This window comes from Arthrobacter sp. FW305-BF8, from assembly GCF_021789315.1.
Classification (GTDB): domain Bacteria; phylum Actinomycetota; class Actinomycetes; order Actinomycetales; family Micrococcaceae; genus Arthrobacter.
Window position 1 is genome coordinate 883975 of the sequence record NZ_CP084561.1, and the last position, 12676, is coordinate 896650.

The following is a 12676-nucleotide window of genomic DNA, read 5'->3' on the forward strand; positions in this document are numbered from 1 at the left end:
CGTGAGTTTCAGTCCGCAGGGCTCCACCCAACACTTCACCCCCAAGAGCACATTTGAGCTCAATGCACCGGGTTTGCAGCATGATCCGCTGTGGTACCGGAAAGCGGTGTTCTATGAAGTGCTGGTCCGGGGCTTTGCGGACGCCAACGGCGACGGTTCCGGTGACTTCCACGGGCTGATCGAGAAGCTGGACTACCTGCAGTGGCTGGGCGTGGACTGCCTGTGGCTGCCACCGTTCTTCCAGTCACCCCTGCGGGACGGCGGGTATGACATCTCGGACTACAACTCCGTCCTGGACGAGTTCGGCACCATCAGCGACTTCAAGCGGCTGGTTGCCGAGGCGCATGCACGAGGCGTCCGGGTCATCATCGATCTCCCGCTGAACCACACCTCGGACCAGCACCCCTGGTTCCAGGAGTCCAGGAAGGACCCCGAAGGTCCCTTCGGCGACTTCTACGTGTGGAGCGACACGGACGAGAAATACCAGGACGCGCGCATCATCTTCGTGGACACGGAGGAATCCAACTGGACCTTCGACCCCATCCGGCGGCAGTTCTTCTGGCACCGGTTCTTCAGCCACCAGCCCGACCTGAACTTCGAGAACCCGAAGGTCATCGACGCCGTGTTCGACGTCGTGCGGTTCTGGCTGGACCAGGGGATCGACGGGTTCCGGGCGGACGCCATCCCGTACCTGTTCGAAGAGGAGGGGACGAACTGCGAAAACCTGCCGGCCACGCACGAGTTCCTGCGCAAGCTGCGGAAGATGGTGGACGAGAGCTACCCCGGCCGGGTCATCATCGCCGAGGCCAACCAGCCGCCCAACGAGGTTGTGGAGTACTTCGGAACCGAGGAGGAACCGGAATGCCACATGGCCTTCCATTTCCCGATCATGCCGCGGCTCTACTACGCGCTGCGTGACCAGAAGGCCGCCCCCATCATCGAGACGATGCACGACACCCCGGCCATCCCGGAAGGTGCGCAGTGGGGAACATTCCTGCGCAACCACGACGAACTGACGCTGGAAATGGTCACCGCCGATGAGCGGGCAGCCATGCTCGGCTGGTACGCGCCGGATCCGCGCATGCGGGCCAACATCGGCATCCGGCGCAGGCTGGCGCCGCTGCTGGACAACTCCAGGGCGGAAATCGAGCTCATCAACGCCCTGTTGCTGTCCCTGCCGGGCAGCCCGTTCCTGTACTACGGGGACGAGATCGGGATGGGCGACAACATCTGGCTCGAGGACCGTGACGCCGTCCGCACCCCCATGCAGTGGAACCCCGACCGCAACGCCGGGTTCTCCAACGCCGATCCCGGCAAGCTGTACCTCCCCGTGATCCAGTCGCTGGTCTACAACTACGCCATGGCGAACGTGGAGGCCGAGGCCGCCCATTCCGGATCGCTGCTGCGATGGACCCGGCAGATCCTCAGCGTCCGGAAGAACCACCCGGCGTTCGGGCTCGGGGCGTTCAAGCATGTGGAGGCCGACCACGAGGTGGTGCTGGCCTACCTCCGCGAACTGCCCGAGGGCAACGCAGCGGGAGAGCCGGCCGAATCCATCCTGTGCGTCTTCAACCTTTCCCAGCACCCGGTGTCCTCCACCCTGAGGCTTCCGGACTTTTCCGGCCGGGGCCTGCGGGACGTCTTCGGAGGCCAGCCGTTCCCCGGCATCAGCGACGACGGCCAGCTGACGCTGACGCTGGGCAGCCATGACTTCTTCTGGCTGCGCGTGCGGGCCACTGCTTCCAACCCCGCTTCACCCTTTACGCAAGCGATGCCGATACTGTCGATTGAGGGATGAGATGATCCAAACAACACTGACACCCACACTCGAACACCTGCTCCGCGACTGGCTTCCGGCCCAGAGGTGGTTCCCCGTGAAGTCCCCGGACTTCACCCTGGCGCCGGTGGGCGGCCTGGTCCTGGACGACCCCACCGGCCAGGCCGGCCTGGAGGTGTTCCTCGCCTCCGTCGAGTCCAAAACGTCCGACGGCGTCTCCCGCACCGACGTCGTCCAGATCCCGCTCAGCTACCGCAGCCAGCCGCTGCCGGGCGCCGAACGGGCCCTGATCGGCGAAAGCGACGACCCCGAGCTGGGGCACCGCTGGGTCTACGACGCCGTCCACGACCCCGCCTTCATTGCCGCATGGCTGGATCTGATCCGGACGGAGGAAGCCGCCGGCACCGCCAGCGGCCACCTTTCCGGGGGCGGCCAGCCGCTGCCGCAGGCTTCCGGGACGGTCCGTGTCCTGTCCGGCGAACAGTCCAACACCTCGGTGATAGTGGACGACGGCGACTCCGCCGCCATCGTGAAGTTCTTCCGCGTGCTTTCGGCCGGGCGGAACCCGGAGGTGGAGGTCGGCGCCGCACTGTCCGCGGCCCGCACCCCGGAGGTCCCCGCCACGCTGGGCTGGGTCACCGGCGAATGGTACCCGCAGGGCCTACTTCGCCAGGATGAGACCGCTTCGGGCGGCCCTGCCCAGGGCGAACTCGCAGTGGCCCACGAATTCCTGGCCGGCGGCCGGGACGCGTGGCGCCTCGCCGTTGACGCGGCGGCCGGGGGAGTGGACTTTACGGCCGAGGCGTATGCCCTTGGCCATGCAACCGCCACTGTCCACCGCCGGCTGGCCGAAACACTGGGTGTTTCGGCCGAAACGGTTCCGGGCGGGGAAATAGCCCCCGGAGTAGCCCAGCGCGTGCGTCAGATGTGGGCGGAGGCGGGACCCGCCGTCGGGCCTTACGAAGAAGGGCTGGAAAGCCTGCTCAGCCGGCTGGAAGGAACCCCCGCGGGAGCGCTTCAGCGCATCCACGGCGATTTGCACCTGGGCCAGATCCTCCAGGTTCCCGGCGGCGAAGGCGGCCATGACCGGTGGGCCATCCTCGACTTCGAAGGGGAGCCGCTCCGGCCAATCTCCGAGCGTAACTTCCCCGACGCCCCGCTCCGGGACGTGACGGGCATGCTGCGCTCCTTCGACTACGCGGCGGGCGCCGCCGAACGGGAACAGCCGGGCGTCCGTGTCCCGGACTCCTGGGTGGACGACTGCACCGAGGCCTTCCTGGCAGGCTACGCGGAAGTAACTCCCGGAACGGTGGACCGCAATTCGCCGCTCTTTGTGGCATTGTGGCTGGACAAGGCGCTCTACGAAGTCGTGTACGAGTTGCGCAACCGGCCGGGCTGGCTGGCCATTCCGGTGAATGCGGCCAGGCGGCTCCTCAGCACTAAAAGCTCCGGCGAACCGGCCGGAGCAGCAGCGGAAGGTAATAACATGACAGGCTCTGCACACACCGACAGCCCCCACGCACCGTTGCACGTGGACGCGCACACGCTCTCACGCGTCGCGGCCGGTGAACACCACGCCCCGCACTCGGTGCTTGGTGCCCATTTGGACGACTACGGTCACGTGACCATCCGCACCGTCAAGCACCTCGCGGAGGCGGTCAACGTGGTGACCCAGGCCGGAACAGTGCCCATGACCCACGAGGCCGAGGGCGTCTGGGTGGCGGTGCTCGAGCCGCTGCAGCACGGCCACGTGCCGGACTACCGCCTTGAAGTGACGTACGAGGGCGCCCAGCCGGTGACCACGGACGATCCGTACCGCTACCTTCCCACCGTGGGCGAAGTGGACCTGCACCTGATCGGCGAAGGACGCCACGAAAAGCTCTGGACCGTGCTGGGCGCGCACGTGCAGCACTACAAGTCCTCGATGGGCGACATCAACGGCGTGTCCTTTGCCGTGTGGGCCCCCAACGCCGAAGCGGTCCGGGTCAAGGGCGATTTCAACGCCTGGGACGGGCGGGAAAACTCGCTGCGCTCCCTCGGCTCCTCGGGCGTCTGGGAACTGTTCATCCCGGGTGTCCCGGCCGGCGCCTGCTACAAGTACGAAATCAAAACCAAGGGCGGCTACTGGGTAGAGAAGGCCGACCCGCTGGCCTTCGGCACCGAGGTTCCGCCGCTCACGGCGTCGAGGGTTGTCGAGTCCCACTACCGGTTCCAGGACGCGGATTGGATGAAGGAACGGGCCGCCCGGGATCCGCACAACTCGCCCATGAGCGTCTACGAGGTCCACCTCGGATCCTGGCGCCTGGGCCTGAACTACCGTGAGCTGGCCAAGGAACTCGTCGAGTACGTCAAGTGGCTTGGCTTCAGCCATGTGGAGTTCATGCCCGTGGCGGAGCACCCCTTCGGCGGCTCCTGGGGCTACCAGGTCACCTCCTACTACGCGCCCACGTCGCGTTTCGGTCATCCTGATGAGTTCCGGTTCCTCGTGGACTCGCTCCACCAGGCAGGCATTGGCGTGATCCTGGACTGGGTGCCGGCGCACTTCCCGAAGGACAACTGGGCCCTGGCGCAGTTTGACGGGCAGCCGCTCTACGAACACGCTGACCCGAACCTTGGCGAGCACCCGGACTGGGGCACCCTCATCTTCGACTTCGGCCGTACCGAGGTCCGGAACTTCCTCGTGGCCAACGCGCTGTACTGGCTCGAGGAGTTCCACATTGACGGCCTGCGCGTGGACGCGGTCGCGTCCATGCTGTACCTGGACTACTCGCGGGAAGACGGCCAGTGGCAGCCCAACCGGTTCGGCGGCCGCGAAAACCTGGAGGCCATCTCGTTCCTCCAGGAGACCAATGCCACGGTGTACAAGACCCACCCCGGCGCCGTGATGATCGCGGAGGAATCCACTGCCTTCCCGGGCGTCACCGCGCCCACCAGCCAGGGGGGCCTCGGCTTCGGCCTCAAGTGGAACATGGGCTGGATGCACGACTCACTCAAGTACACCTCTGAAGATCCGGTCAACCGGAAGTGGCACCACGGGACGGTCACGTTCTCCCTGGTATACGCCTTCACCGAGAACTTCCTGCTGCCCATCAGCCACGATGAGGTAGTCCACGGCAAGGGGTCCATGCTCCGCAAGATGCCGGGCGACCGCTGGCAGCAGCTGGCCAACCTCCGCGCCTTCCTCGGCTACCAGTGGGCACACCCGGGCAAGCAGCTGATCTTCATGGGCACGGAATTCGGCCAGGAAGCCGAGTGGTCCGAACAGCACGGCCTTGACTGGTGGCTCGCCGACATCCCGGCCCATAAGGGCATTCAGCTGCTGCTCAAGGAGCTGAACGAGCTCTACAGGTCCACGCCGGCACTGTACTCCCGGGACAACGAGCCCGGCGGGTTCCAGTGGATCAACGGGGCTGACGCCGACCGCAACGTCCTGACCTTCGTCCGGTGGGACACCGAGGGCAACCCGCTGGTGTGTGCCGTCAACTTCTCCGGCGGCCCGCACAAGGAGTTCGCCCTGGGCGTGCCCTCGACCGGAGCTTGGACCGAGGTCCTGAACACAGACTCCGAGGACTACGGCGGATCGGGTGTCCTCAACGGCGGAACGCTGACCGCTGAGGACGAGGGCATCGACGGCCAGCCGGCGACTCTAACGGTTACGTTGCCGCCGCTGGGCGCCGCGTACTTCAAGCCGGCTGAGTCCAGCGTGATCACCACGGCGGCCGCGGCCAAGGCCAAAGTTACCGACGCTGACTCCGTCTTTGCCGGGCCCACGGCAGCTGAAATTCGGGCTGCTGAGACTCGGTCTGCTGAACCGAACAGTGCTGCGCCGAAGGGTGCTGCACCGAAGGGCGGCACGGGAAAGGCGGCTCTGCCCGGCGGGCCCCGCGCCTGAGTCGCGCCGTACCGCCAGGAACGCCCCGGTAAGTCCTGGCGGACCGCCGGTCTAAGACCCGGCGGCGGCCGGCCACCCGGGTAGTTGTTTCCCAGTGGTTGTTTCTCTGGGAGGAGGGTCCGGAATCCCGCGGGATTCCGGGCCCTCCTCCGCGTTGCCCCGGTGCAGTTGGCATTCCGCCAAGGTAGTGGTAGAGTTTATTTCCGCGCCGCTCCCCGGAGCGAGTCGGCAAGGTGATCCGGAAGCCAACAGGCTGGGCCGGATGGAAACCGCCGATTTGACTCGGATGAAGCGAGCGGGTAAGTTTGAAAAGTTGCTCCGGAGCGATCCTGAACGTTGGTTTGGGTGGTGCCGGGTGTGTCTGTTGTTTGAGAACTCAATAGTGTGCCAAGTTTGTTGATACCGATTTTTTATGAATTGGTTGATTGTGCCGGACTGCCCACCCCCGTGGTGTGGTCTGGTGTTTTTAGCTGGTTTCAAATTTTGTGCAGCCTGGTTTCCGCGTTATTTCCGTGGTTCCTGGTTGTGTCTGTTTTACTTCAACGGAGAGTTTGATCCTGGCTCAGGATGAACGCTGGCGGCGTGCTTAACACATGCAAGTCGAACGATGATCCGGTGCTTGCACCGGGGATTAGTGGCGAACGGGTGAGTAACACGTGAGTAACCTGCCCTTGACTCTGGGATAAGCCTGGGAAACTGGGTCTAATACCGGATATGACTCCTCATCGCATGGTGGGGGGTGGAAAGCTTTTGCGGTTTTGGATGGACTCGCGGCCTATCAGCTTGTTGGTGAGGTAATGGCTCACCAAGGCGACGACGGGTAGCCGGCCTGAGAGGGTGACCGGCCACACTGGGACTGAGACACGGCCCAGACTCCTACGGGAGGCAGCAGTGGGGAATATTGCACAATGGGCGAAAGCCTGATGCAGCGACGCCGCGTGAGGGATGACGGCCTTCGGGTTGTAAACCTCTTTCAGTAGGGAAGAAGCGAAAGTGACGGTACCTGCAGAAGAAGCGCCGGCTAACTACGTGCCAGCAGCCGCGGTAATACGTAGGGCGCAAGCGTTATCCGGAATTATTGGGCGTAAAGAGCTCGTAGGCGGTTTGTCGCGTCTGCCGTGAAAGTCCGGGGCTCAACTCCGGATCTGCGGTGGGTACGGGCAGACTAGAGTGATGTAGGGGAGACTGGAATTCCTGGTGTAGCGGTGAAATGCGCAGATATCAGGAGGAACACCGATGGCGAAGGCAGGTCTCTGGGCATTAACTGACGCTGAGGAGCGAAAGCATGGGGAGCGAACAGGATTAGATACCCTGGTAGTCCATGCCGTAAACGTTGGGCACTAGGTGTGGGGGACATTCCACGTTTTCCGCGCCGTAGCTAACGCATTAAGTGCCCCGCCTGGGGAGTACGGCCGCAAGGCTAAAACTCAAAGGAATTGACGGGGGCCCGCACAAGCGGCGGAGCATGCGGATTAATTCGATGCAACGCGAAGAACCTTACCAAGGCTTGACATGGACCGGATCGCCGCAGAAATGTGGTTTCTCCTTTGGGGCCGGTTCACAGGTGGTGCATGGTTGTCGTCAGCTCGTGTCGTGAGATGTTGGGTTAAGTCCCGCAACGAGCGCAACCCTCGTTCCATGTTGCCAGCACGTAGTGGTGGGGACTCATGGGAGACTGCCGGGGTCAACTCGGAGGAAGGTGGGGACGACGTCAAATCATCATGCCCCTTATGTCTTGGGCTTCACGCATGCTACAATGGCCGGTACAAAGGGTTGCGATACTGTGAGGTGGAGCTAATCCCAAAAAGCCGGTCTCAGTTCGGATTGGGGTCTGCAACTCGACCCCATGAAGTCGGAGTCGCTAGTAATCGCAGATCAGCAACGCTGCGGTGAATACGTTCCCGGGCCTTGTACACACCGCCCGTCAAGTCACGAAAGTTGGTAACACCCGAAGCCGGTGGCCTAACCCCTTGTGGGAGGGAGCCGTCGAAGGTGGGACTGGCGATTGGGACTAAGTCGTAACAAGGTAGCCGTACCGGAAGGTGCGGCTGGATCACCTCCTTTCTAAGGAGCACCTACAGGCCCACGGCCGCGTGTATGCGGGGTGTGTGTGGTTTGTCAGGAGTAAAGGCCCGCTGCGCAGGCGATCGTTCTGCGGCGGGTGCTCATGGGTGGAATATCAACAAATAGCGGCCGCGTGGTTTTGTCCTGTGTCTAGTACGGACGGGTTCCCTTTCGGGGGTGGCTGTCCTGGAACGGTGCGGGGCGGGGTTCATGCGGTTTAGTGTTTGGCACACTGTTGGGTCCTGAGGCAACAGGACCGGGGAGGGTGCGGCTTTTGGCCGTGGCTTTGTCCGGGTTGTTTGTTTCTGGTTTCCTGGCTGCACCGATCACACGGTTGCTGCGTCTGTTGGCGCGGGTGTGTGTGGGGTGTGTGGTACGGGGTTGTTGTTTGAGAACTACATAGTGGACGCGAGCATCTTTTATAAGAAGCAATTTCCAAGAATATGAACCTGGATCTGGCTGCGCGTGATGATGGCACCCTTACGGGGTGTGGTTGTTGGGTGTGGTTGGTTTTCATGGTTCTCTCGTAAATTACTCCTTGATCTTTTGTGGTCAAGTTTTTAAGAGCACACGGTGGATGCCTTGGCATTAGGAGCCGAAGAAGGACGTAGGAATCTGCGATAAGCCTGGGGGAGTCGATAACCGGACTGTGATCCCAGGGTGTCCGAATGGGGAAACCCCGCCAGACGCGCGAGTGATCTGGTGACCCGCATCTGAACACATAGGGTGCGTGGAGGGAACGCGGGGAAGTGAAACATCTCAGTACCCGCAGGAAGAGAAAACAACAGTGATTCCGTTAGTAGTGGCGAGCGAACGCGGATCAGGCTAAACCGACCCATGTGTGATAGCCGGCGGGCGTTGCATGGGCGGGGTTGTGGGACTTGTTGTCCTGGTTCTGCCGGACCGGGGAGGTGTGAGTGCTGGTATAGGTGAACGGTCTTGAAAGGCCGGCCGTAGAGGGTGTGAGCCCCGTAACCGTAATGCTGAGCGCCGCCTTTGATGAGTATCCCAAGTAGCACGGGGCCCGAGAAATCCCGTGTGAATCTGTCAGGACCACCTGATAAGCCTAAATACTCCCTAATGACCGATAGCGGACCAGTACCGTGAGGGAAAGGTGAAAAGTACCCCGGGAGGGGAGTGAAACAGTACCTGAAACCGTGTGCTTACAATCCGTCGGAGCAGCCTTGTAGCTGTGACGGCGTGCCTTTTGAAGAATGAGCCTGCGAGTTAGTGTTACGTCGCGAGGTTAACCCGTGTGGGGAAGCCGTAGCGAAAGCGAGTCTGAACAGGGCGTTGCAGTGGCGTGATCTAGACCCGAAGCGAAGTGATCTACCCATGGCCAGGTTGAAGCGACGGTAAGACGTCGTGGAGGACCGAACCCACTTCAGTTGAAAATGGAGGGGATGAGCTGTGGGTAGGGGTGAAAGGCCAATCAAACTTCGTGATAGCTGGTTCTCCCCGAAATGCATTTAGGTGCAGCGTTGCGTGTTTCTTACCGGAGGTAGAGCTACTGGATGGCTAATGGGCCCTACAAGGTTACTGACGTCAGCCAAACTCCGAATGCCGGTAAGTGAGAGCGCAGCAGTGAGACTGTGGGGGATAAGCTTCATAGTCGAGAGGGAAACAGCCCAGACCACCAACTAAGGCCCCTAAGCGTGTGCTAAGTGGGAAAGGATGTGGAGTTGCGAAGACAACCAGGAGGTTGGCTTAGAAGCAGCCATCCTTAAAAGAGTGCGTAATAGCTCACTGGTCAAGTGATTCCGCGCCGACAATGTAGCGGGGCTCAAGTACACCGCCGAAGTTGTGGCATTCACATATTTTCCAAGCCTTCGTGGTTCAGGAGTGTGGATGGGTAGGGGAGCGTCGTGTGGGCGGTGAAGTCGCGGTGTAAACCAGCGGTGGAGCCTACACGAGTGAGAATGCAGGCATGAGTAGCGAAAGACGGGTGAGAAACCCGTCCGCCGGATGATCAAGGGTTCCAGGGTCAAGCTAATCTGCCCTGGGTAAGTCGGGACCTAAGGCGAGGCCGACAGGCGTAGTCGATGGACAACGGGTTGATATTCCCGTACCGGCGAAAAACCGCCCATGTTGAACAGGGGATACTAACCGCCCGAGACCTGCCCGACACCCCTTGTGGGTGAAGGGTTTTGGTGGAGCGCGGGACCTGATCCTGGGAGGCAAGCGTATTAACAGGTGTGACGCAGGAAGGTAGCCGAGCCGGGCGATGGTTGTCCCGGTCCAAGGATGTAGGGCGAACGGTAGGCAAATCCGCTGTTCATGTGCCTGAGATCTGACGGGACTCCCGTAAAGGGGGGATTCGGTGATCCTATGCTGCCTAGAAAAGCATCGGCGCGAGGTTTTAGCCGCCCGTACCCCAAACCGACACAGGTGATCAGGTAGAGAATACTAAGGCGATCGAGAGAATTATGGTTAAGGAACTCGGCAAAATGCCCCCGTAACTTCGGGAGAAGGGGGGCCCCAACCTTGAACGGTACTAGCGACCGGGAGGGGATCGGGGCCGCAGAGACCAGGGGGAAGCGACTGTTTACTAAAAACACAGGTCCGTGCGAAGTCGCAAGACGATGTATACGGACTGACTCCTGCCCGGTGCTGGAAGGTTAAGAGGACCGGTTAGCCGCAAGGCGAAGCTGAGAATTTAAGCCCCAGTAAACGGCGGTGGTAACTATAACCATCCTAAGGTAGCGAAATTCCTTGTCGGGTAAGTTCCGACCTGCACGAATGGAGTAACGACTTCCCCGCTGTCTCAACCATAAACTCGGCGAAATTGCAGTACGAGTAAAGATGCTCGTTACGCGCAGCAGGACGGAAAGACCCCGAGACCTTTACTATAGTTTGGTATTGGTGTTCGGAGTGGCTTGTGTAGGATAGGTGGGAGACGTTGAAGCCCGGACGCCAGTTCGGGTGGAGTCATCGTTGAAATACCACTCTGGTCACTTTGGACATCTAACTTCGGCCCGTAATCCGGGTCAGGGACAGTGCCTGATGGGTAGTTTAACTGGGGCGGTTGCCTCCTAAAAAGTAACGGAGGCGCCCAAAGGTTCCCTCAGCCTGGTTGGCAATCAGGTGTCGAGTGTAAGTGCACAAGGGAGCTTGACTGTGAGAGAGACATCTCGAGCAGGGACGAAAGTCGGGACTAGTGATCCGGCGGTACATTGTGGAATGGCCGTCGCTCAACGGATAAAAGGTACCTCGGGGATAACAGGCTGATCTTGCCCAAGAGTCCATATCGACGGCATGGTTTGGCACCTCGATGTCGGCTCGTCGCATCCTGGGGCTGGAGTAGGTCCCAAGGGTTGGGCTGTTCGCCCATTAAAGCGGTACGCGAGCTGGGTTTAGAACGTCGTGAGACAGTTCGGTCCCTATCCGCTGCGCGCGCAGGAAATTTGAGAAGGGCTGTCCTTAGTACGAGAGGACCGGGACGGACGAACCTCTGGTGTGTCAGTTGTACTGCCAAGTGCACCGCTGATTAGCTACGTTCGGATGGGATAACCGCTGAAAGCATCTAAGCGGGAAGCTCGCTTCGAGATGAGATTTCCATACACCTTGTGTGTGAGAGGCCCCCAGCCAGACCACTGGGTTGATAGGCCGGATGTGGAAGCGAGGACTAACGACTCGTGAAGCTGACCGGTACTAATAGGCCGATAACTTACACCACACACCACCCCCGCAAACGGATTCAAAAGCGTTTGCACCCATGGGGGCGGTACAAAGAAACAAGACTGCTTGCGTCCACTATGTGGTTCCCAACCAACAAACCCGCCACCGGGCTTTGGTTCAGGAACCAACCAATAACTGAATACAACACCACAGTTGTAACACCACAAGATTTCCCACCCCCAGGAACACCGGGGGACGGGACACAGGGTTACGGCGGTCATAGCGTGGGGGAAACGCCCGGTCCCATTCCGAACCCGGAAGCTAAGACCCACAGCGCCGATGGTACTGCACCCGGGAGGGTGTGGGAGAGTAGGTCACCGCCGGACACTATTTACGGCTCAGGCCCCGACAACGAAACGTCGGGGCCTGAGCCTTTTAACCCACATGTAATCCAACCCGGGGCCACCCACAAACCCGGGCCCTGGTTTCGACAGGCCCACCCGACGCCCCTCCCCAAACCCTCCCTCACCTCCTGCAGGGTTTTCCCGGACGCGGCTTCACCTCCTGCAGGGTTTTCACCGACGCGTCCTCACCTCCTGCAGGGTTTTCGCCGACGCGGCCTCACCTCCCGCCGCTTTTCCCGGACGCTCGAGCATCAGGGATAATCGTCACCATGACCTTTGCTTCCCTCGCTGCCTTCGCTGGACTGTGCCTCATTCTGTCCCTTACGCCCGGTCCCGACACGTTCTTGGTGCTGCGTATCGCGTTAAACCGGCCCAGCGCAGGGATTGCGGCCGCGGCGGGTTCGGCAGTTGCCGCTATCGCGTGGGCGGCCCTCGTCGGCTTGGGACTCGCAGCGATCCTGGCGCAGTCCGCCGAGGTGTTCCGCTGGCTCAAGATCGCGGGGGGCCTCTATCTGCTTTACCTCGGCATTTCCTCGTTCCTGAAGACGCGGAAGGCTGCTAGGGACGGCATGGAGAGCGGTAAAGAAGGAGGCGCGCTCCGGTACAGCAACCTGGCCGGCCTCGGCGCGGGGGCGCTGTCCACTCTGCTCAACCCCAAAGTTGGCCTCTTCTACCTGGCCGTCGTCCCGCAGTTCATCCCTCAGGGCGGCGACACCATGGGCACCGCGATGATCCTGGGCTCAGTGGAGGCGGTCATCGCATTCGCCTACCTGGCCGTCGTCGCGCTTATCGCTTACAAAGCGATGGGCTGGTTGCGACGCCCAAAGGTGAGCACCGGCGTCGAACGCGTCAGCAGCGGCATCATCGCCGCGTTGGGCGCCGGTGTTATCGCGTCCGGCGCGAGCAGCTAGCCCCGCTACA

At 61.5% G+C, this 12676-nt stretch carries 3 protein-coding genes and 3 rRNA genes; all 6 read left to right on the forward strand.

All coding sequences use genetic code 11. The features are described 5' to 3' along the window. Position 1: 1 nt before the first annotated feature. The 6 genes from treS to LFT45_RS04125 all read left to right on the forward strand — a co-directional run bounded on the left by treS (position 2) and on the right by LFT45_RS04125 (position 12666). Positions 2-1798 carry a maltose alpha-D-glucosyltransferase gene (gene treS / locus LFT45_RS04100; RefSeq protein ID WP_236806861.1) on the forward strand — a complete coding sequence of 599 codons (1797 nt, stop codon included), beginning with the start codon at positions 2-4 and terminating at the stop codon, positions 1796-1798. A 1-nt stretch (position 1799) separates the two neighbouring features. After that, positions 1800-5669, forward strand: coding sequence for a 1,4-alpha-glucan branching enzyme (locus tag LFT45_RS04105; RefSeq protein ID WP_236806862.1), 3870 nt, complete (start codon positions 1800-1802; stop codon positions 5667-5669). Positions 5670-6208: 539 nt separating this feature from the next. After that, a 16S ribosomal RNA gene (locus LFT45_RS04110) occupies positions 6209-7733 on the forward strand. 550 nt (positions 7734-8283) lie between these two features. Continuing rightward, positions 8284-11409: ribosomal RNA gene (locus tag LFT45_RS04115) — 23S ribosomal RNA — on the forward strand. A gap of 211 nt (positions 11410-11620) precedes the next feature. Then, positions 11621-11737, forward strand: a 5S ribosomal RNA gene (gene rrf / locus LFT45_RS04120). Together the 16S, 23S and 5S rRNA genes form the textbook arrangement of a ribosomal RNA operon. 287 nt (positions 11738-12024) lie before the next feature. Next, positions 12025-12666 carry a LysE family translocator gene (locus tag LFT45_RS04125; protein WP_236806863.1) on the forward strand — a complete coding sequence of 214 codons (642 nt, stop codon included), beginning with the start codon at positions 12025-12027 and terminating at the stop codon, positions 12664-12666. Positions 12667-12676: the final 10 nt, after the last annotated feature.

Bases quoted from the DNA above. Each gene is read 5' to 3' on its own strand.
- LFT45_RS04125 (WP_236806863.1), top strand. From the start codon at position 12,025: ATGACCTTTGCTTCCCTCGCTGCCTTCGCTGGACTGTGCCTCATTCTG.
- LFT45_RS04105 (WP_236806862.1), top strand. From the start codon at position 1,800: ATGATCCAAACAACACTGACACCCACACTCGAACACCTGCTCCGCGAC.